Origin of the sequence: Vibrio sp. 1457, assembly GCF_033340195.1 — a bacterium.
GTDB classification, from domain to species: Bacteria; Pseudomonadota; Gammaproteobacteria; order Enterobacterales; family Vibrionaceae; genus Vibrio; species Vibrio alginolyticus.
The window spans coordinates 74908-94412 of sequence record NZ_JAWOWA010000013.1 but is presented as its reverse complement, the minus strand read 5'-3'; the positions used below and the strand labels follow the sequence as shown (position 1 = coordinate 94412).

20 protein-coding genes and 1 tRNA gene are annotated in these 19505 nt (G+C 45.9%); 9 read left to right on the top strand and 12 right to left on the bottom strand.

Annotated elements, in window-relative coordinates; translation table 11 throughout:
* Positions 1–4 precede the first annotated feature (4 nt).
* The 4 genes from R7Z41_RS15080 to R7Z41_RS15065 are packed head-to-tail and all read left to right on the top strand — an operon-like array spanning position 5 to position 3591.
* Positions 5–1192: a beta-ketoacyl-[acyl-carrier-protein] synthase family protein gene (locus R7Z41_RS15080; protein ID WP_085569956.1), complete on the top strand. Its 1188-nt coding sequence runs from the start codon at positions 5–7 to the stop codon at positions 1190–1192.
* Positions 1185–1649 carry a hotdog family protein gene (locus R7Z41_RS15075; RefSeq protein WP_005388322.1) on the top strand — a complete coding sequence of 155 codons (465 nt, stop codon included), beginning with the start codon at positions 1185–1187 and terminating at the stop codon, positions 1647–1649. Before R7Z41_RS15080 ends, R7Z41_RS15075 begins: the two co-directional genes overlap by 8 nt.
* The gene (gene fabG, locus R7Z41_RS15070) at positions 1646–2371 is read left to right on the top strand and encodes a 3-oxoacyl-ACP reductase FabG (protein WP_206970922.1); all 726 of its coding nucleotides are present in this window, start codon (positions 1646–1648) and stop codon (positions 2369–2371) included. The genes R7Z41_RS15075 and fabG overlap by 4 nt, the downstream gene beginning before the upstream one ends.
* Positions 2368–3591 (top strand): beta-ketoacyl-ACP synthase, encoded by a 1224-nt coding sequence (locus R7Z41_RS15065; protein ID WP_225477744.1) that lies wholly within the window; start codon positions 2368–2370, stop codon positions 3589–3591. Before fabG ends, R7Z41_RS15065 begins: the two co-directional genes overlap by 4 nt.
* Positions 3592–3776: 185 nt before the next feature.
* Here R7Z41_RS15065 and R7Z41_RS15060 read toward each other — a convergent pair.
* A tRNA-Arg gene (locus R7Z41_RS15060) sits at positions 3777–3853 on the bottom strand.
* Positions 3854–4056: 203 nt separating this feature from the next.
* Between R7Z41_RS15060 and folD the strand changes: the two genes are divergently transcribed.
* Positions 4057–4917, top strand: a complete 861-nt coding sequence (gene folD / locus R7Z41_RS15055) for a bifunctional methylenetetrahydrofolate dehydrogenase/methenyltetrahydrofolate cyclohydrolase FolD (RefSeq protein ID WP_005382297.1) — start codon at positions 4057–4059, stop codon at positions 4915–4917.
* A 67-nt stretch (positions 4918–4984) separates the two neighbouring features.
* Here folD and R7Z41_RS15050 read toward each other — a convergent pair whose 3' ends face one another.
* The 4 genes from R7Z41_RS15050 to R7Z41_RS15035 all read right to left on the bottom strand — a co-directional run bounded on the left by R7Z41_RS15050 (position 4985) and on the right by R7Z41_RS15035 (position 8776).
* A complete protein-coding gene (locus tag R7Z41_RS15050) occupies positions 4985–6184 on the bottom strand; it encodes a NupC/NupG family nucleoside CNT transporter (protein ID WP_005382298.1) in 1200 nt (399 codons plus the stop codon).
* A 257-nt stretch (positions 6185–6441) separates the two neighbouring features.
* Positions 6442–7386 (bottom strand): LysR family transcriptional regulator, encoded by a 945-nt coding sequence (locus R7Z41_RS15045; RefSeq protein WP_005382299.1) that lies wholly within the window; start codon positions 7384–7386, stop codon positions 6442–6444.
* An 88-nt stretch (positions 7387–7474) separates the two neighbouring features.
* Entirely contained in the window at positions 7475–8446 is a 972-nt protein-coding gene (locus R7Z41_RS15040) for a lytic transglycosylase domain-containing protein (RefSeq protein ID WP_005388330.1), read from the bottom strand.
* Between the two features lie 48 nt (positions 8447–8494).
* Complete coding sequence (locus R7Z41_RS15035; protein ID WP_005382303.1) at positions 8495–8776, bottom strand: YcgL domain-containing protein; 282 nt, start codon at positions 8774–8776, stop codon at positions 8495–8497.
* A 197-nt stretch (positions 8777–8973) separates the two neighbouring features.
* Here R7Z41_RS15035 and minC point away from each other — a divergent pair, with 197 nt between their 5' ends.
* Genes minC through minE form a run of 3 tightly spaced genes read left to right on the top strand, consistent with a single transcriptional unit; the run spans position 8974 to position 10732 of the window.
* Positions 8974–9636 (top strand): septum site-determining protein MinC, encoded by a 663-nt coding sequence (minC, locus tag R7Z41_RS15030; RefSeq protein WP_005382304.1) that lies wholly within the window; start codon positions 8974–8976, stop codon positions 9634–9636.
* 17 nt (positions 9637–9653) lie between these two features.
* Complete coding sequence (gene minD / locus R7Z41_RS15025) at positions 9654–10466, top strand: septum site-determining protein MinD (RefSeq protein ID WP_005388331.1); 813 nt, start codon at positions 9654–9656, stop codon at positions 10464–10466.
* A gap of 2 nt (positions 10467–10468) precedes the next feature.
* Entirely contained in the window at positions 10469–10732 is a 264-nt protein-coding gene (minE, locus tag R7Z41_RS15020) for a cell division topological specificity factor MinE (RefSeq protein WP_005388332.1), read from the top strand.
* Positions 10733–10809: 77 nt separating this feature from the next.
* Here the strand turns inward: minE and rnd are convergent, their stop codons facing one another.
* The 7 genes from rnd to R7Z41_RS14985 all read right to left on the bottom strand — a co-directional run bounded on the left by rnd (position 10810) and on the right by R7Z41_RS14985 (position 18303).
* The gene (gene rnd, locus R7Z41_RS15015; protein WP_206959876.1) at positions 10810–11928 is read right to left on the bottom strand and encodes a ribonuclease D; all 1119 of its coding nucleotides are present in this window, start codon (positions 11926–11928) and stop codon (positions 10810–10812) included.
* Between the two features lie 79 nt (positions 11929–12007).
* Positions 12008–13699, bottom strand: a complete 1692-nt coding sequence (gene fadD / locus R7Z41_RS15010) for a long-chain-fatty-acid--CoA ligase FadD (protein ID WP_005382216.1) — start codon at positions 13697–13699, stop codon at positions 12008–12010.
* Between the two features lie 106 nt (positions 13700–13805).
* Positions 13806–14660, bottom strand: coding sequence for an alpha/beta fold hydrolase (locus tag R7Z41_RS15005; protein WP_064353714.1), 855 nt, complete (start codon positions 14658–14660; stop codon positions 13806–13808).
* 6 nt (positions 14661–14666) lie between these two features.
* Positions 14667–15224: a Slp family lipoprotein gene (locus R7Z41_RS15000; protein ID WP_005382214.1), complete on the bottom strand. Its 558-nt coding sequence runs from the start codon at positions 15222–15224 to the stop codon at positions 14667–14669.
* A 41-nt stretch (positions 15225–15265) separates the two neighbouring features.
* The gene (locus R7Z41_RS14995; protein ID WP_005382213.1) at positions 15266–15571 is read right to left on the bottom strand and encodes a hypothetical protein; all 306 of its coding nucleotides are present in this window, start codon (positions 15569–15571) and stop codon (positions 15266–15268) included.
* A 60-nt stretch (positions 15572–15631) separates the two neighbouring features.
* Positions 15632–16333: a tRNA (adenosine(37)-N6)-threonylcarbamoyltransferase complex dimerization subunit type 1 TsaB gene (tsaB, locus tag R7Z41_RS14990; protein ID WP_017634804.1), complete on the bottom strand. Its 702-nt coding sequence runs from the start codon at positions 16331–16333 to the stop codon at positions 15632–15634.
* Positions 16334–16362: 29 nt separating this feature from the next.
* Positions 16363–18303: an ATP-dependent DNA helicase gene (locus R7Z41_RS14985; RefSeq protein ID WP_005382210.1), complete on the bottom strand. Its 1941-nt coding sequence runs from the start codon at positions 18301–18303 to the stop codon at positions 16363–16365.
* 218 nt (positions 18304–18521) lie between these two features.
* On the opposite strand from R7Z41_RS14985, the gene purU reads away from it, so the two are divergent.
* Positions 18522–19355 (top strand): formyltetrahydrofolate deformylase, encoded by an 834-nt coding sequence (gene purU / locus R7Z41_RS14980; RefSeq protein WP_005382206.1) that lies wholly within the window; start codon positions 18522–18524, stop codon positions 19353–19355.
* Positions 19356–19505 lie beyond the last annotated feature (150 nt).

Below are 19505 nucleotides of genomic sequence, written 5' to 3'. Positions count from 1 at the left end.
CAATATGCCTATTCGCTCTTCTCAACCTTTGTATATTCAGGCCTGTGGCTTTCACTCTGCCATGGGACAAGATGATGCGCTCATCCACCAGTGTTTATCAGGAGCGAAGCCATCCAACATGGTGGTTGACCAAGATATTTTAAATTCAGGCCGCCAAACAGTAATCGGTCGAATCGCACAGGCGTTACCGCAATTACCACCCGTACTCAGCCAGTTTGATACGAGAAACAACCGCCTCGCACTTTCGGCTTTGCAGCAAATCGAAGGCGACGTGCGTGACGCCATTGCTAAATATGGTCGTGACCGTATCGCAGTCGTGATCGGCACCAGCACATCTGGCATTTCAGATGGCGAAATCGCATTTGGTGAAAAGCTGGCAAAGGGTAATTTTCCTGCCGACTACCATTACACCAAACAAGAGCTTGGCAACTGCAGCGATTTTATTGCCGCCTACTTTGATTTGAGCGGCCCACATTACTCAGTTTCAACCGCCTGCTCTTCTAGTGGTCGTGTTTTTTTAACCGCGCAACGCCTGATTCGCTCTGGCATTGTTGATGCGGTCATTGTGGGTGGTGTGGATACCATTTGTCGCCTAACACTAAACGGCTTTAACGGTTTAGAAGCTCTATCCGATACCCTTTGTAAGCCGTTTGACCAACATCGCAACGGCATCAATATCGGTGAAGCAGCAGCATTAATGTTGCTAAGCAAAACACCTGCGCCCGTTGCTCTTCTCGGAGCTGGCGACAGCTCAGACGCACACCATATTTCCGCACCACATCCAGAAGGGTTAGGCGCAGAAGAAGCGATGAAAAAAGCGTTGGCCAATGCAGGACTTACAGCGCAAGACATTGGTTACATCAACGCACATGGCACAGCAACGCCGTTAAACGATGCGATGGAAAGCAAAGCCATTCATCGCTGCTTTGGAGACTCCGTTCCCGTAAGCTCGACAAAGCCACTTACCGGACACACATTAGGCGCAGCAAGTGCTACGGAAGCCGCGATTGCTTGGCATATTCTCAAGTACAACCTTGATTTGCCAATACAACACTGCGAAACCAAAGCAGACGATATCCATATATCGTTAGTTGAGACGCCAACCAAACTGGGTAACAAAGCGATTCTCAGCAACTCTTTTGCTTTTGGTGGCAATAACATTAGTCTTATTTTTGGTTACGCTCATGACTAAACTTCCTCCCATCGAACAACTTTTGCCACACGACAAACCAATGATCTTGGTTGATCGTGCTTTGGATGTTCAACAAGATACGATTCACTGCCAGGTTGATATCGCAGAACACAACCCGTTCTTCGACTCGACCTCTCAAACCGTGCCAGCTTACGTTGGCATTGAGTTTATGGCGCAATCTGTCGCGGCGTGGTCTGGTTACCACGCATTAATGAAAGAACAAGCGCCACCGATTGGCTTTTTGCTTGGTAGCCGTCGATACACGTCTGAATGCGATACGTTTTCTCGCGGACAGGTGCTCGATGTGTATGCTGAAAAAGTTATGGAAGATAACGGTATGGCGGTTTTTTCAGCCCGTATTGAGCTACAAGGAACTGTTGTAGCGACTTGCCAATTGAACGTTTACGTTCCATCAGAAGAAAAATTACAAGAAATGAAAATCAGGAGTCAACAATGACCCGACAAGTCCTCGTTACAGGTGCCAGCAAAGGCATCGGCAAAGCCATTGCCGTTCAATTAGCCAAAGATGGTTTCCAAGTCATTGTCCATTACATGGGCGATCAACAAGGCGCGCAAGACACCCTAAACACCATCGAACAGCATGGTGGTAGCGGTCGTCTTATCCAATTCGACATCAGTGACCGTGCAGATTGTCGTGAGAAGCTAGAAGCCGATATCGCCGAACACGGCGCTTACTATGGCGTCGTAAACAACGCTGGCATCACAAAAGATACCGCTTTCCCTGCGATGACCGAAGAAGAATGGGATGGTGTGATTCATACCAACTTAGATAGCTTCTACAACGTTCTTCACCCTTGTGTTATGCCAATGGTGCAAAAGCGCAAAGGCGGCCGAATTGTTACGCTTGCATCAATCTCTGGCCTAATGGGGAATCGTGGTCAAACTAACTACAGCGCAGCGAAAGCGGGCGTAATTGGTGCAACAAAATCACTCGCGCTTGAACTGGCAAAACGCAAAATCACCGTCAACTGCGTTGCTCCAGGGCTTATCGACACAGGCATGGTAGACGAACACGTGAAAGAACACGCGATGCCGCAAATTCCTCTGCGCCGCATGGGAGAGCCAGAAGAAGTTGCTGGTTTAGTCAGTTACCTTATGTCTGACATCGCAGGCTATGTAACTCGCCAAGTCATTTCGGTAAACGGAGGCCTAGTATGAGCCGTCGAGTTGTTGTAACCGGAATGTCGGGCGTGACTGCGTTTGGTAACGATTGGCAATCTGTCGAACCAAAACTGCGTGACTGCCAGAACGCGACGCAATACATGCCTTCTTACGAACAGTATGAAGGTTTGAACACCAAGCTCGCGGCACCCATTTTAGATTTTGATCTGCCAAAGCACTACAAGCGCAAGCAAGTACGCGGCATGGGCCGTGTTTCCAAATTAGCGACCGTCGCAACAGAAAACGCACTAAGCCAAGCAGGTTTGATTGGTAACGACGTACTCACCAATGGTCAAACGGGTATCGCATACGGCTCATCAACAGGCAGTACTGACGCAATCGGCGCATTTGGTGTCATGCTGAATGAGAAAACCACTAAAGCGATCACCGCAACGACTTACGTGCAGATGATGCCACATACCACGGCGGTGAACGTTGGTCTATTTTTCGGTTTGAAAGGCCGAGTGATCCCAACCAGTAGTGCATGTACCTCCGGCAGCCAAGCAATCGGCTACGCCTACGAAGCGATCAAACACGGCTACCAAACGGTCATGGTTGCTGGTGGCGCTGAAGAATTGTGTCCAACGGAATCCGCTGTCTTCGATACCCTTTTTGCCACCAGTCTGAAGAATGAAGACCCGAAAAGCACACCAAGACCTTATGACTCCGATCGCGATGGTTTGGTGATTGGTGAAGGTGCGGGAACGCTAGTTCTGGAAGAGTACGAACACGCCGTCGCTCGTGGCGCGAAAATCTATGCAGAAATCATCGGTTTTGCCAGCAACTGTGATGCCGCACACGTCACTCAACCACAGATGGAAACCATGCAAATCTGTATGGAAATGGCTTTGCAAAACGCGAGCATTCCTGCTGAGAAGATCGACTATGTATCTGCTCACGGCACTGCCACCGACCGCGGCGATATTGCGGAAAGCAACGCAACAGCGAATGCTCTGGGCAAAGTGCCAATCAGTTCACTCAAGAGCTACTTTGGCCACACACTAGGCGCCTGTGGCGCGATTGAAGCGTGGCTAGGTTTAGAAATGATGCACACAGGTTGGTTCAACCCAACGCTCAACCTAGAAAACCTCGACGAGCAATGTGGTGATTTAGACTACATCGCCGGACAAGGCCGAGAGCTGGACGTGAAATATTTGATGAGTAACAACTTCGCCTTTGGCGGCATCAACACCTCCATCATCTTTAAAAAGATGTAATGCCCTTAATAAATGCAAAAGCGCTGGTTAACCAGCGCTTTTTTGTTGGTGGCTATCCAGATTGCTAGAAATTGCAATGGCTAGAATGCCATTCAAAAGTTGTAGATAGACTGGCAATTACAGCCAAAAACCTAAAAACGACAAAGCCCCGACAACTCAAAGGGTTATCGGGGCTTTTGAATAAATGGCACGCCCTATTGGATTCGAACCAATGACCACATCCTTAGAAGGGACGTGCTCTATCCAGCTGAGCTAAGGGCGCGCTACAGGGACAGGATTATACGAGTTCAAACGGGTAAATCAACGGGTTTTCATAACATTCTGATCTGAATGCCTAAAAAAAGTCCATTAAAACGCTTAATGTTCAAAAACACCACAAAGCAAACGTTTGCGTATGGATGTTGATAAGAAATTCTGCGACAATGCGCCGCAGATAATCTGCCTTCTTAATTTATAAGGAAAGTCATGACTGCTCAAAATATAGACGGAACTCTCATTTCCCAAACTGTTCGATCCGAAGTGGCTGCACGTGTTAAAGCACGTGTTGAAGCTGGGCTACGTGCTCCTGGTTTAGCAGTGGTTCTAGTTGGTGAAGATCCTGCTTCTCAGGTTTATGTCGGTAGCAAACGCCGCGCATGTGAAGAAGTTGGGTTTGTTTCTAAGTCTTTTGACCTTCCTGCGTCTAGCTCAGAAGAAGAGTTACTAGCGCTGATTGATGAATTAAACAACGATGATGAAATTGACGGCATTCTAGTGCAATTACCCCTTCCTGCGGGCATAGACACAACACATGTTTTAGAGCGCATTCACCCAGAGAAGGACGTGGATGGCTTCCACCCTTATAACGTTGGCCGTCTTGCGCAACGTATTCCAAAGCTTCGCTCTTGCACGCCAAAGGGCATCATTACCCTACTCGACCGTTACAACATTGAGCTACGTGGTAAACATGCGGTTGTGGTTGGCGCATCAAACATTGTTGGTCGTCCAATGACACTTGAGCTGCTGCTTGCGGGCTGCACAACAACAACATGTCACCGTTTTACCAAAGACCTAGAGAGTCATGTGCGTCAAGCTGACGTTGTCGTGGTTGCGGTTGGTAAACCTAACTTCATCCCTGGTGAGTGGATTAAAAAAGGCGCAGTTGTGGTCGATGTCGGTATTAACCGTCTTGATTCAGGCAAACTAGTTGGCGACGTGGAATACGACAAAGCACGTGAAAGTGCGAGCTTTATTACTCCTGTTCCTGGTGGCGTTGGCCCAATGACCGTCGCAAGTTTAATTGAGAACACGATGCTCGCTTGCGAACAGTTCCACACAGACAAATAACGTAAATTTCAGATACGAAAAAGGCTCCGCAAGGAGCCTTTTTGCTAATTGTTGATATCTATTTCAATTACAGACTTAAAATCACGCCCGCAATAGAAGCGCTCATTAAGTTCGCCATGACACCAGCGATAATCGCACGGAAACCATGCTTAGAAACAAATGCACGCTTTTCTGGTACCAAAGAGCCCAACCCACCAATCAGCATCGCCATGCTTGAGATATTTGCAAAGCCACACAAAGCAAACGTCACGATTGCTTGTGAGTGTTCACTAAGTTGAGACTTCACTTCTGCAAGCTGGATGAAAGCGACGAACTCATTCACCACAATCTTGTTACCAATCAGCGAGCCTGCTGTGGTTGCTTCTTGCCATGGTATACCCAACAACCAAGCGACTGGCGCAAACACAAAACCTAGGATGAGCTCAAAACTTAATGGTGTCCCAATCAGATCACCTATCCAGCCTAACATGCCGTTTAGCATTGCAATGACACTAATAAACGCCAGTAACGTACCACCGACCGATACAGCAATGCGTACACCCGCCATGGCACCATCGGCTAATGCTTCTACTACGTTGGTTGCACGTGGAATTTCAACTTGGCTAATGTCGATATCTGCTGCTTTATCCGTATCTTCTGGCATTAAAATTTTTGCCATCAACAAGCCGGCAGGTGCCGACATAAATGCAGCAGCAATAAGATAGTTGAGGTCGACACCCAGTGATGCGTAACCAACCAACGTTCCGCCAGCAACTGACGCTAAACCACCTGTCATAACTGCAAAGAACTGCGAGTCAGTCATGTGTTTTAGGTAAGGCTTTACCATTAATGGTGCTTCAATGGTGCCAACAAAGATATTCGCCGTAGCAGACAAAGACTCAGCACGACCGATACCCAGCAGCTTTTGAATACCACCACCGATAAAGTTAATGATTTTTGGCATCACACCAATGTGATAAAGACCTGAGATAAGAGAGGAGAAGAAAACGATGATACCCAGAACATTGATCGCAAAGGTGAAGCCCCCTGTCGCCAAATTACCGAATAAAAACGCAATGCCCTCTTGACCATAGTTGATCAAATTCGACACAACACTGCTCACTGAATTCAGCGCATCTCGTCCTGCTGGTACATATAAAACCAACAACGCAAACAGTACCTGCAAAGCAAACGCAAACGACACCGTTCTCAGCTTTATATTTTTTCTATTTGTAGAAAGTAGCCATGCTAGGAATAGTATGGCTACGATACCAATAATTGAGTTCATAAAATGAATCCGACAGAAGGGGGATATAGAAGGCACCGGATTGTATAGCGGACTCAAAATGCTGCAAGTTGAGGATGTTAACAGTGTGAAAAGTTTAAGCGACCAATAACTGACCAACAAAATAACCAATTGAATTTATTGAAGATAAACGTTTGCTTATTTTAATTGTTTCCATATGGAAAATATGTTTCTGATTCAGGAAAAATTTTTGTGAAGTGAATCACCTTATGTGTCGTTCTACAACGTCATTGATCCTGTTATTTAGGAATAGAGATGTAAGGCGCCAAACGTTGGTCCCAATGACAAGGGTTGCCGATCTTCTGTTTGATAAAGTTAATCACTGCGGATATTTTTTTTGGCATATGCTGGCGGCTTGGGTATACCGCATAAAACGGCATCGACTGGCTGGCTTTCCAGTCAGGTAACAGCTGTATTAACTTACCCGTTCTAAACTCATCCCCCAGCAAGTAAGTGGCAAGGTAGGCAATACCCCAACCTGCAATAGCCGCATCCCGAACGGCTTCTGCCAGATCCACTGAATAGTTACCCGAGACTTTTACGTTCAATTCTTGCTGATCTTTGGTAAACGCCCACCCCGTATAGTCACGCTCCCAGCTTCTGTATATGAGGCAGTTGTGAGCAGATAGGTCATCCGGTTCTGCTGGCGTGTCATGTTTCAATAAGTAATCTGGCGATGCCGCAACAACAAACTGGCAATCCGTCAAACGCTGCGCAATGTAACCTTCAGGCAAATGCTCGTTGTTGGTTACCCATAAATCGAGCCCTTCGGCTAACATATCGACCTTATAGTCAAACAGATGTACTTCCACTTGAAGTTGAGGATACAGTTCGCGTAACTCTTGAATCGCTGGAATAATGTGTAAGGTACCAAATGATTGCGACAACCCAAGACGTACCAAACCTGCTACTTCATCCCGCTGGGTTTCCATCTCTAATGTGGCGCTGCTCACCGCTTGTACCACTTGCTCACAGTGATGAAAAAAGGTTTTCCCTGCCTCAGTCGGCGTAAAGCTTCGCGTAGTGCGTTGAACAAGCTTGATACCAAGAGACGCTTCTAACTGACTTAACTGTTTACTCACATGAGACACCGACACGCCTAAGCTCTTTGCAGCAGCTGTGAAGCTTTTGTGTTTAAGAAGAGCGGAGAAAATCACCATTTGTGCGGCACGTTCAGATAACACGCTTTACCTCGATTTGGTTATAGAAAAAACAAAGGGCTCCGAAGAGCCCTTGTATTGAAGACTGGATGCCAAATTGTTTGATGGCAGATCAGTATTTAATGCGGTCAGCCAAGTGACTCACAGCAAGTGCGAAGTAGTAAGAGCGGTTCCACTTCATCAATACGTTGTAGTTATTGTAAACCAGATACGTACGACCATTCTCGTCGTCCGGCATGATCAACCATGCTTTGATGTCTTCATCCAGTTTTGGCAACGGGCTACCGTCATATTTTGTGATACCTAATTGGCTCCACTCTTGAAGGTATTTGCCTTTTTCAGCCGTGCGCCCTTCTAGACTGCGATCAATATTTTTAGGAACCTTAACTTGGCGACCCCAAGTATATTTATCATCCCAACCAGACTTGCTCAAATAGTTAGCGGTTGATGCAAACACGTCCGCTTCAGATTGCCATATGTCTTTTTTACCATCCCCGTTGCCGTCAGCAGCAAAACGAAGGAAAGAGCTTGGCATAAACTGGCATTGACCCATCGCACCAGCCCATGAGCCTTTAAAGTTCTCTAGCTCAATATGGCCTTGATCGAGGATCTGCAGTGCCGACATGGTCTCTTTACGGAAAAACTCTTCACGACGGCCTTCAAATGCCATTGTGGATAGTGCATCAATCACTTTAAAGTTGCCGGTAAACTTACCAAAGTTACTTTCAACTCCCCAAAGTGCCACAATAAAGCGCGGATGGACACCGTACTCATCGCCTATACGCTTTAGCTCAGTATAATGCTCTTTGTAGAGTTGTCTGGCTTGCTTCACCTTCCACTCAGGCACCGCGCGAGGAATGTACTCATCCAATGTCAGTTTCTTTTCTGGTTGGTTTCGGTCCGCTTTTACTGCTCGGGGCTTGTACTCAACATTAGCAAAAGCAGCACTAATGACCTGCTCTGAGATACCTTTATCACGAGCTTCAGCACGCAGCTTATTCAAGTATTCATCAAAACCCTCGCTACTTGCAAAAGCCGAGGTACACATACCAACGCTAAGCATGGTAGCCAGTATCTTTTTCATATTGCCCTCCTTGAGCAAGGCAGAAATCCCAGATGAAAAACGATGACGTTATTCGCCTTTCTGCTGGGCTTTTTGTTCTTTGTACTTTTCTAATAGGTTCTCCGGCGGCGGTGGAACCTGAAGAAAGAAGCCATCATTTTGTAATGAAGCCTTCACTTTTTCGATATCAACTTGTGCCAATTTACGGCCATCAAGTTTAATCGTCATGACAGCGATAGGCTTACCGAACATCTGCATTAAGGTGTCAGGAACCTGTGAAAAATCATCCTTTTTCGGAATATAGAGATAAGTACCTTCTTTTTTCGAGCTTTTATAAATAGAACAAAGCATGACACGCCTTTTATGCTGATTTAGCCGCGTTGAGTGCGGATTAGGTTGAAAACGTCAAATTCTCGCAAACTTAATAGCAAATTTGAGATTAATTCACCTATTTGCCCACGAGAGAACTTGCTGCGTCAAAGGATGAAATATAACATGACATACCTAGTTTAAGGCAACGCTCTTTCAATAAAGGCAAGAAGTCCACGATGACCCATTCACCAGACCTTAAAGGTAGCAGTTTTACATTGTCAGTTTTACACCTTTCTGACAATGAGATCGCAAAGACTGTCGAATTTTTGCAAGAAAAAGTTTCTCAAGCACCTTCTTTTTTTGCATCCGCGCCTTTGGTAATCAATATAGCAAAAGTACAAGGCGACATTGATTTCCCTAAGCTTAAACAAGGCATCTCAGATGCTGGTTTTATTCCGGTCGGTGTAACGGGCTGTAAAGACAAGCGTGTACAAAACCTTGCTTCCGAAGCTGGCTTCGCCATTATGTCGGCGAGCAAATCACCAAGCCAAGCACCTGCCAAAATGGCACCAACGAAAGTAGTTCGTACGCCTGTCCGCTCAGGACAACAGATCTACGCAAAAGATGGTGATTTGGTGGTGCTAGCGCACGTAAGTGCAGGTGCTGAAGTCATTGCTGACGGCTCTATTCATATCCATGGCACACTTCGAGGTCGTGCGATTGCAGGAGCAAGTGGTCAGCAGGAAGCGCGTATTATTTGCCACGATTTACAAGCAGAACTGGTATCCATTGCGGGTGACTACTGGTTAAGCGATCAAATTGAAAGCGAGTACTGGCAAAAGAAAGTAATGATCAGTAAAGCCGATGAATCATTACATTTAGAAGTTCTCGCGATTTAATCTAAAAAGGAAAAAAAATGGCACGCATTATTGTAGTAACGTCTGGTAAAGGTGGCGTTGGTAAAACCACTTCAAGCGCAGCCATCGCCTCTGGTCTAGCTCTTAAGGGAAAAAAGACCGCGGTGATCGATTTTGACATCGGTTTGCGTAACCTCGATCTAATCATGGGCTGTGAGCGCCGCGTCGTGTATGACTTTGTAAACGTCATTAACGGCGAAGCGACATTAAACCAAGCGCTGATCAAAGATAAGCGCACGGACAACCTATTTATTCTTCCTGCTTCTCAAACTCGTGATAAAGACGCACTGACAAAAGATGGTGTTCAGCGCGTATTCGGCGAACTTGATGAAATGGGCTTTGATTTCATTATTTGTGATTCACCAGCAGGTATCGAGCAAGGCGCGTTAATGGCCTTGTACTATGCCGATGAAGCCATTGTCACAACGAACCCAGAAGTCTCTTCTGTACGTGACTCTGACCGCATTCTCGGTATTTTAGATTCTAAGTCACTGCGTGCAGAACAAGGGCTAGAGCCAGTAAAACAGCATCTGTTACTGACTCGCTACAACCCATCTCGCGTCACTCAAGGCGAAATGCTAAGCGTTGAAGACGTAGAGGAGATCTTACATATTCCACTACTGGGCGTGATTCCAGAAAGCCAAGCCGTGCTTAACGCGTCAAACAAAGGTGTGCCAGTCACTTTTGACGATAACACCGATGCGGGTATGGCTTATTCTGACACCGTTGATCGCTTATTAGGCAATCAGGTTGAATTTCGTTTCCTTACTGAGGAGAAGAAAGGACTCTTTAAACGACTCTTTGGAGGCTAGACATGTCATTATTAGAATTTTTCCGTCCACAGAAGAAAACTTCTGCGAATCTAGCTAAAGAGCGTTTGCAAATCATTGTCGCAGAGCGCCGCAGCCAAAATGATCCTGCGCCGTCTTACTTGCCTCAATTAAAAGAAGACATCTTGAAGGTGATCAGCAAGTACGTGGCAATTGATCCAAATATGGTTGACTTAACATTTGAGCACAAAGACGACGATATCTCAGTTCTTGAGCTGAATGTGAAGCTACCAGACGAAGAAAAGTAATCAGTTTCTCTCACCAGACGAATGCTCTAATTAGAACGAAAAAGGTTGGCATAGAGGCCAACCTTTTTCATCTTTCATTACTTTAATGCTTTGTTCATCTTGTCGCCGAGTAAATCCAAACGCCACCCTTGCATCAAATCAGGCAATACTTCTGGGTCACGATCTTTTTTCCAAACCCAACTGATCAACTGATTGATCTGCTTTTTAGAGGCAAGGAACTCCGTGGCTAAACCTGACTTCTGCGAAGCCGATTTCACCAAGTCTTTCATATTTTTGAAGACCTGCTTGTAACCCGGATAGTCCATTAAACGCTCAATTTTCGCAGGATACTCTTCAGAAGGTGTTTGCTTCGCTTGTTTAACAATCGCGGCAATCTTCGCGCCATGGCGGTTAATAGCTCGGATATCAATATCTTCTGCTTCCATCTTCTTAAAGTTCGTTAAACCAAGACGAGCGACCGTTAATAGATCACCTTCTTTGAAGATAAAGTTCAGCGCTAAATCTCGTTTGATTGCTTCACGATAACGCCACGTCGCCAATGGCTTTAAAAGCGCCAGCTCAGAAGGTTTTAATTGCCAAGCGCCCTTAATATCAAGGTAGGCATTCTCTTCATTGGTTACGCGAATACGTTTCGAAACGAGTAAATCACTTTCTTGCTGTACAGCTTCCCACCAACCTGCTTGCGTCACCTTATCGAACAGCTTTTCGTATAACGGTAACAAGTAATGAACATCTGCGGCAGCATAATCTAATTGCTTTTGTGTCAGTGGACGAGCCATCCAGTCGGTACGTGATTCACTTTTGTCGAGCTCTACGCCTAAATATTCTTCCACCAGCGATGCGAAGCCTGTCGATAGGCCGTGACCGAGAAAAGCGGCCATCAGCTGCGTATCCACCATAGGGAATGGTGTACAACCAAAGCCGTTTTGGAAAACTTCTAAATCTTCACCACATGCGTGCAGCACTTTTAGCACAGAAGTATCTTTTAATAGCGCTACAAACGGCGTCATATCCGTTAATTCAGTCGGATCAATCAGCGAGAGGCGATTACCATCGAAAAGCTGAATCAGACCTAACTGCGGGTAGAAAGTGCGAATACGAACGAATTCGGTATCCAACATCACTACGTCTGCCTCTCGAGCATGAGTGCAAACCTCTTCTAGGTCTTTGTTTTTAGTAATAATTTGATAGTTCACATACTTCTCGCTATAAAAAATGCCAGCAAAACGCTGGCATTCTATCATTTTTTAAATCTCTCGACTCGACGAAATCGGCTTATGCGCTTTTCTTCGCAAGTTCAGCGTCATTCTCTTCGCGTAAAACACGACGCAAGATCTTACCGACATTGGTTTTAGGTAAGTCTTCGCGGAACTCAACCAACTTCGGAACTTTGTAGCCAGTTAAGTGTTCTCGACAATGCGCGATCACTTCGTCTTTGGTCAAGCTCGGATCGCGTTTCACGACATAAATCTTCACTAATTCACCAGACACTTCATGCGGCTGACCAATAGCAGCAACTTCAAGTACTTTGCCGTGAAGTGCTACAACGTCTTCGATTTCGTTCGGGTAAACATTAAAGCCTGATACTAAGATCATGTCTTTCTTACGGTCAACGATATGCAGGAAGCCTTCGTCATCGAACTTAACGATGTCGCCGGTTGATAGCCAGCCGTCTTCGTTAATCGTATCTTTCGTTGCTTCAGGTCGTTGCCAGTAACCTTGCATAACCTGAGGACCACGAACTTGAAGTTCGCCAGTTTCAGTATTCGCAAGAGCGTTACCTTCTTCGTCCACGATACGAACTTCTGTTGATGGCACCGGCAGACCAATAGAGCCATTGTATTCAACAAGATCATGCGGATATGCCGCCACCAACGGAGAACACTCTGTTAGACCGTAACCTTCGAGCAAATAGCAACCCGTGGTCTTTTGCCATCTTTCTGCCACTGAGCGCTGCACTGCCATGCCGCCGCCAACGGCTAAACGTAGATTACTGAAATCCAACTCGTGGAAATCTTCATTATTGACCAATGCATTAAATAAGGTATTCACGCCCGTAATCGCAGTAAACGGATGCTTTTGTAGCTCTTTCACGAACCCTGGAATATCTCTAGGGTTGGTAATAAGTAAGTTACGACCACCCATTTCAACAAACAGCAGACAGTTTACGGTAAGAGCAAATACGTGATACAGCGGTAATGCTGTCACGACTAATTCACGCCCCGGAGATAAAACCGGTCCGTACGCGCCTTTTGCCTGTAGAACGTTCGCAATCATGTTGCGGTGAGTCAGAATCGCGCCTTTCGCGACACCTGTCGTCCCCCCCGTATATTGCAGGAATGCAATGTCATCCCCAGACATAAACGGTTTAACGTATTGTAGACGACGACCTTTACGTAGAGCCTGACGCATTGAGATTGCACCAGGTAAATCGTACTTAGGCACCATGCCCTTAACGTACTTCACGACAAAATCGACAATCGTACCTTTCGCTCGTGGCAGCATTTGACCAAGACTGGTTAACACTACGTGTTTGACTGGTGTTTTATCGACAATTTGTTCTAACGTATTCGCAAAGTTAGACACAATCACAATCGTCGTCGCACCTGAGTCATTCAATTGGTGTTCAAGTTCACGAGGAGTGTAAAGTGGGTTAACGTTTACGGCGATACAACCTGCACGCAAAATACCAAACAACGCCACTGGGTATTGCAGTAGGTTTGGCATCATCAGAGCAACACGGTCACCCTTTTGCAGTTTTAACTCGTTTTGCAGATACGCTGCGAATGCGCGACTACGCTCTTCCAATTTACGGAAGGTCATAACCGAGCCCATGTTCATGAATGCTGGTTGGTCTGCATATTTTTGTACAGACTGTTCAAACATTTCTACCAAAGACTCATATTGCTCTGGATTAATGGTTTCAGGTACGTCACTTGGATAACGTGAAAGCCATGGTTTATCCACGATGTTACTCCTCGTTTATAACTGGCTAAAAAATAGCGTCCTTTTTATTTTGAAAGCTATTACAGCACAGCGAACGTGCTTGAGCACGCAACTCTCAAACACTTGTTTAAATTTTGTTAACTACACCAAGAATTCGCGTTGCGACCTCGAGTATTTGCTCTAAATGACAGTGATGACCACCCTTGACAGAAACCACTTGCGGTGGGTTCTCTCCCCAATCAGCTTGGTTATATGGTAAATTCTGAAATCCTTGATCGCCTAATACAATCAAATGAGGACAACGTATTTGGCTGGTAATCGAGTTAGCATGCGCTTGCGCCATTCGGTAAAGCGACGCACATTTTAACTTGGCGTCATGCCGCCAATACCATTTATCTCCTCGCTGCTCTGTTCCACGCTCGACTATCGGTAGAAGTTGCTCAGCGGTTAATTGGTTGGCTTGCATGCGTAATTTTAACGCCAGATCGAAGGAGGCAATGGCTCGCTCTGGCTTGTTTTGCTGTCTTATTCGACTTAAAACGCCATCGCGAAGACGAGGCAAACTGTTAGTTGGATCCTCATGAAGAGGTCCTGCTCCCTCAATTTGCACAAGAGCTTCGACCTGCTCTGGAAACGCTGCACTATAGCAACTTGCGATTAAAGCACCAAGTGAATGCCCTACTAATATCAGTCTGTTTGGTGATAATTCGTCCAAAAACTGATACAAATCGGCAATATAGTCGTGAAAGGGGTAATAATTATCGTGAGATTTATGACTCGATAAACCGTGACCAAAATGATCGATGGCGAGGAGGTGTAAGTGAGGATTAAGTTGATTCAACTGCTCCATGAGCGCTTTAAAGCTGCCCGCATTATCTAACCACCCATGAAGAAAAACGACTGACAAGTCAGCCGTTTTCTCGTTCCCTATCTCAAGGGCTGCCATTTTGCCGGCAGGAAGCTCGAATTGACGCTCATGCATCGCAGATTATTTGACCTGTTTTATCACTTTACCGTCTTGTGGGAAATCATTACGCCACATGCGGCAGTTAATCGAGTAACATGGGTAAAAGTAGGTTGGCGAGTCATACATGCGTACACGTTCTTCAATTTTCCATAAACGGTACCCTTCCCCCTTTATTACCGGGAAGATGTAACCGTGCTCACCGATCTTTCCTTCTTCTTCCCCTGCTCCTTTGCCTACAACCGTCACCAAACGGCCTTCACTAAAGGCGACAGGCTCTAAATAGCCATCAAAATAGGCGACAAAACGCCCCGTAGGCTCTTCATCGATATCAGGTTTACCAGACTTACTGATAGGAAGGTTTACAATCTCTAGACGCGTTTTATCTTTAAAGTTATCCACTTTAGCGATGATTCCACCAAGGCGAACATCTTCACTCACTTGCCCCTGAGACTCAGCAAAAGCTTTATAGTCTGTAACGACCAATTCTGTGCTTGCATTTAGCTCCTCAGGCAACGAGCTACACGCAGACAAACCAACCGTAGCAAATAATGCGAGAAAAAACCGTCCAAAAACCTTCATAAACCACCTTTCAATATTAGTAACCCCAAGCTGGGGAGATCTCACACGTAAATATCGACACCAAGTAATTGAGCCAGTTCCTCTTTTTTAGCTCGATTCATGACATCCATGTACTGCTCCATTGCTTTACGTGCGCCCCCTTCAGGAAGGTCATATTGCACTTGAGCTCGGTGAATTTGGGACTCATCCACGTGTTTTATGGAGTGCGCCACGGCGTTAGCAACCTTTGAAGGCTGACCTACAGGCTGCTTTGTTTGTGATTTATTTACCGGCTTCTTTTGACTGGCTTTATTAGTGCGATTTGCACCGGGAATCAAAGAAGGAGGCAAGCCATTAATCGACGCCATAGCACTCCATAAAAATACAGGGCAAACGCCCTGCTTTTTGTCAGGTTAATGAAAAACGGACTATTCGCGACCAGGAAGTTTTTTCCATGTCACATTATCACGTAAATAAACAGGGCTCGAATCTTCGACCGGCACGATATTACCCTTTTTAAATTCTTGTTCAGCAAGAATCACGATGTCTTGTGAATCAGGGTACAGAACGTCACCATGCGTCAAATTAAACGGTAGGCCTGCTAATACTTCTTGGTAAGCATCCCAACCAGTACCTGCTGTCGTCCACGTTTTGTCGTCTGCTTGTGCTTCTTCAACGAGACGTGCTGGTGGAATTACGCACTCTGCATCCATCCCTGCCCACTCACCGTTTGCTTGGCGAGTGTAACGTGCCCAGTAAACTTCACCCATACGTGCGTCAATAGCCACAGCGACATCGGTCACACCATGTAAGCGATAGCTACCTTGAGCCATTGCAGCCAGCGTTGAAACGCCGATCATAGGTAAGTCAGCACCGAACGCCAAACCTTGTGCGATACCAATACCGATACGAACGCCAGTAAAGCTACCTGGACCACGTCCAAACGCTAACGCATCCAGCTCTTGTAGAGTCAGGCCAGCTTCTTTGAGTACTTCATCAACCATTGGCAGTACTTTTTTGGTGTGATCGCGTGGTGCAACCGCGCTACGTGAAATCACTTGATCATTAGCCAACAACGCAACTGAACAGTTTTCAGTCGCTGTATCGATAGCAAGAATTTTTGCGCTCATTTAACTCTCTACAACTTTCATTTATTGGGTTATGCCTCAGCACTTGCGTCTGTGACAGATTGTTCTGCTTTCAGGAATGCTTTGATTCCATCTAAGTCTCGCGTCCTTGGGATAGGTGGTAGGCTTCCGAGGAAAATACCACCATAGTCTCGCGTGACGAGGCGATTATCACAAATGATCAACGCACCGTGATCCTTCTGATCTCGAATTAATCGCCCGACTCCCTGCTTTAACGTAATCACTGCATCCGGGATTTGTACTTCAGCAAATGGTTCACCGCCACGTAATCGACAATCCTCGATACGGGCTTTGAGTAACGGATCGTCAGGGGCGGTAAACGGTAATTTGTCGATAATAACACAGCTCAGCGCATCACCTCTAACATCAATCCCTTCCCAGAAGGCGCCTGTCGCCACGAGTAAAGCGTTACCCAGTTCCATAAACTCCGCCAAAGTTTTCTGCTTACTCATCTCCCCTTGCATTAACACAGGCAGCTCAAGTACTTCTCGGAACTTCTCACCTAGTTCACGCATCATGCTGTGCGAGGTACATAAAAAGAAGCAGCGACCATCATTTTCTTCAATCACCGGAGCAAGCATTCGGACTAACTTATCCGCTAAGCCGTTACTGTTTGGCTCTGGCAAATACCTTGGCACACAAAGGCGCGCTTGCTTTTGATAATCAAAGGGGGACGGCAGAGAAAATTGCTTTGTAGGCTTGAGGCCAAGGCGCTCAGTAAAGTGCTTGAAATCGCCCGATACGGCTAGGGTTGCTGACGTGAAAATCCACGCGCCTTGTTTAATCTCTATTTGCTCATGGAACTTGTCCGCGACAGAAAGAGGCGTAATGTGCAGAGCGAAATGACGAGGCGAGGTATCGTACCAGTATGAGTAACCGGTAATATCGACATCACATACCCGGTCTATACGGCCTTTGATCAAATTGGCTCGTTCAAAGGCGGTATCCAGTAATTGACTGCGCCCTAAGGCTATTTTGAGTACATCAATCGCCAATTCGAGGCTGTCAGTTAAGCGCAATAATTCTCGCTTAATAGAACCTGATTGCAACGCCTCACGCCAGTTGCCACGAAAGCCTGGCTCACCCAATACAATCCGCATGTCCATTGCGCTTTGCATGAGTTTGTCGCCCACTTTTTGCAATTGACGCATATCTTTGGCTTCGGTGCGATAGGCTATTTCAATGTCTTTGGCAAGATCGTGAATTTGGCGGCTTGAAACTGACTGGCCGAAATATTCGCTCGCAATATCTGGCAACTGATGAGCTTCATCAAAAATAAACACATCGGCTTCTGGAATCAGTTCACCGAATCCTGTTTCTTTGATCGCTAAATCAGCAAGAAACAAGTGATGGTTCACTACAACAATGTCGGAATCCATGGCTCGCTTACGCGCTTTCAATACAAAGCAATCAGTGTAGCTCGGACATTCTTTACCTAAACAGTTATCATTGGTTGAGGTGATAGTCGGAATGATCATGCTGTCTTCTGGCAGATCATCACAATCACCAAGGTCACCTGTTTTGGTTTCTGATGACCAAGCACGCACTTTAACCAGTTGAGTTAATAACGTCGGGTCAGATTCATTAGTGTGGCTTTCGACCATTTGGCGGCTCAAACGATCCAAACACAGATAATTAGAACGCCCTTTTAATAACGCCACTTGGCCATAAAAACCAAGCGCATTGACCATGAGCGGTAAGTCACGATGGTACAACTGCTCTTGCAAGTTTTTCGAGCCTGTACTGATGATCACTTTTTTACCGCTTAACAGCGCAGGGACTAAGTAGGCGAAGGTCTTACCGGTTCCGGTTCCTGCCTCCACCACCAACTGGGTTTGATCTTTGATCGCACTGCTGACGGCTTCCGCCATATCGATTTGTGGCTGACGAGCTTGAAAGCCAGGAATGGCCTTACCTAACGCGCCATCAGAGGAAAAAGTTTTTGCGATCATGCTTGGTATTGAGTTTGAAAAATTATCGAGAGTATATCAGAGGAATAGGAGTGACATCAGCCCACAATCTGACCAGCTTGCGGCGACACGCGGATATTTTGTTGAAACCAACGTAAGAATAGATTATTTATGGTGAAACATGGCAGTACAGTTACACCCGCCAGGGAATAATAACAAATTCGTACGCTAAAATATTAATGCATGGAAGTACCTGATTTATGGAAAAGAAAACACTGTTGACCCACTGTTCTGACGCCCCGGGTCTCATCTCGAAAATTACTAATATCTGTTACAAGCACCAACTCAACATCGTTCACAATAACGAATTTGTTGATAATACCAGTGGCCACTTTTTCATGAGAACGGAGTTGGAGGGGTACTTCAACGATCAAACGTTTCTTGCCGACTTGGACCAAGCTCTCCCGCAAGGTGCTAAGCGTAAATTGGTTGGCTCTCGCCGTAAGCGCATCGTCATTCTCGTCACAAAAGAAGCGCATTGTTTAGGCGATATTCTGATGAAAACCTACGATGGAAGCCTAGATGTTGAGATCGCCGCTGTGGTGGGGAATTACGACAAACTGCAAACTCTCACTGAACGCTTCGACATTCCTTACCACCATGTGACCCATGAAAACCTTAGCCGTGAAGAACACGAGCAGAAGATGCTAGAAGTGATCGATCAATACGATGCTGACTTTTTGGTGCTAGCTAAATACATGCGCGTATTAACGCCGACGTTTGTTGAGAAATATCACCACAAAATCATTAATATTCATCACAGCTTCTTACCTGCTTTTATTGGCGCGAAGCCATATCAACAAGCTTACGATCGCGGTGTGAAAATCATCGGTGCAACAGCACACTTCGTGACTAATGATTTAGATGAAGGGCCGATCATCAAGCAAGACGTAATTCCTGTCGACCATACATTCAATGCCCAAGATATGGCGCAAGCGGGACGCGATGTAGAGAAGAACGTATTGAGTAAGGCTTTGAATAAAGTGATCAATGACCACGTCTTTGTTTATGGGAATAAGACAGTGATCCTGTAATCCCTCCGTACTAGTTACAACGATAGTGAAACCCGTCCAACTTGGCGGGTTTCATCTTTTCAGAAGATCCCCCCTCCAATTCTAACCATCAAAGTTAAACCGATACGTTATAATTTTTCATTTCTCCACAACTATTTACTGAGAGAATGA

Excerpts from the sequence above, each read along its gene's own strand:
- R7Z41_RS15000 (WP_005382214.1), bottom strand. The coding sequence starts at position 15,224 with ATGAAGGTTTTTGGACGGTTTTTTCTCGCATTATTTGCTACGGTTGGT.
- R7Z41_RS15080 (WP_085569956.1), top strand. The coding sequence starts at position 5 with ATGCCTATTCGCTCTTCTCAACCTTTGTATATTCAGGCCTGTGGCTTT.
- R7Z41_RS15065 (WP_225477744.1), top strand. The coding sequence starts at position 2,368 with ATGAGCCGTCGAGTTGTTGTAACCGGAATGTCGGGCGTGACTGCGTTT.
- purU (WP_005382206.1), top strand. The coding sequence starts at position 18,522 with ATGGAAAAGAAAACACTGTTGACCCACTGTTCTGACGCCCCGGGTCTC.
- R7Z41_RS15040 (WP_005388330.1), bottom strand. The coding sequence starts at position 8,446 with ATGAAAAAGATACTGGCTACCATGCTTAGCGTTGGTATGTGTACCTCG.
- R7Z41_RS15005 (WP_064353714.1), bottom strand. The coding sequence starts at position 14,660 with ATGCATGAGCGTCAATTCGAGCTTCCTGCCGGCAAAATGGCAGCCCTT.
- minE (WP_005388332.1), top strand. The coding sequence starts at position 10,469 with ATGTCATTATTAGAATTTTTCCGTCCACAGAAGAAAACTTCTGCGAAT.
- R7Z41_RS14985 (WP_005382210.1), bottom strand. The coding sequence starts at position 18,303 with ATGATCGCAAAAACTTTTTCCTCTGATGGCGCGTTAGGTAAGGCCATT.
- R7Z41_RS14995 (WP_005382213.1), bottom strand. The coding sequence starts at position 15,571 with ATGGCGTCGATTAATGGCTTGCCTCCTTCTTTGATTCCCGGTGCAAAT.
- fabG (WP_206970922.1), top strand. The coding sequence starts at position 1,646 with ATGACCCGACAAGTCCTCGTTACAGGTGCCAGCAAAGGCATCGGCAAA.
- minD (WP_005388331.1), top strand. The coding sequence starts at position 9,654 with ATGGCACGCATTATTGTAGTAACGTCTGGTAAAGGTGGCGTTGGTAAA.
- R7Z41_RS15035 (WP_005382303.1), bottom strand. The coding sequence starts at position 8,776 with ATGCTTTGTTCTATTTATAAAAGCTCGAAAAAAGAAGGTACTTATCTC.
- tsaB (WP_017634804.1), bottom strand. The coding sequence starts at position 16,333 with ATGAGCGCAAAAATTCTTGCTATCGATACAGCGACTGAAAACTGTTCA.
- R7Z41_RS15050 (WP_005382298.1), bottom strand. The coding sequence starts at position 6,184 with ATGAACTCAATTATTGGTATCGTAGCCATACTATTCCTAGCATGGCTA.
- folD (WP_005382297.1), top strand. The coding sequence starts at position 4,057 with ATGACTGCTCAAAATATAGACGGAACTCTCATTTCCCAAACTGTTCGA.
- R7Z41_RS15075 (WP_005388322.1), top strand. The coding sequence starts at position 1,185 with ATGACTAAACTTCCTCCCATCGAACAACTTTTGCCACACGACAAACCA.
- minC (WP_005382304.1), top strand. The coding sequence starts at position 8,974 with ATGACCCATTCACCAGACCTTAAAGGTAGCAGTTTTACATTGTCAGTT.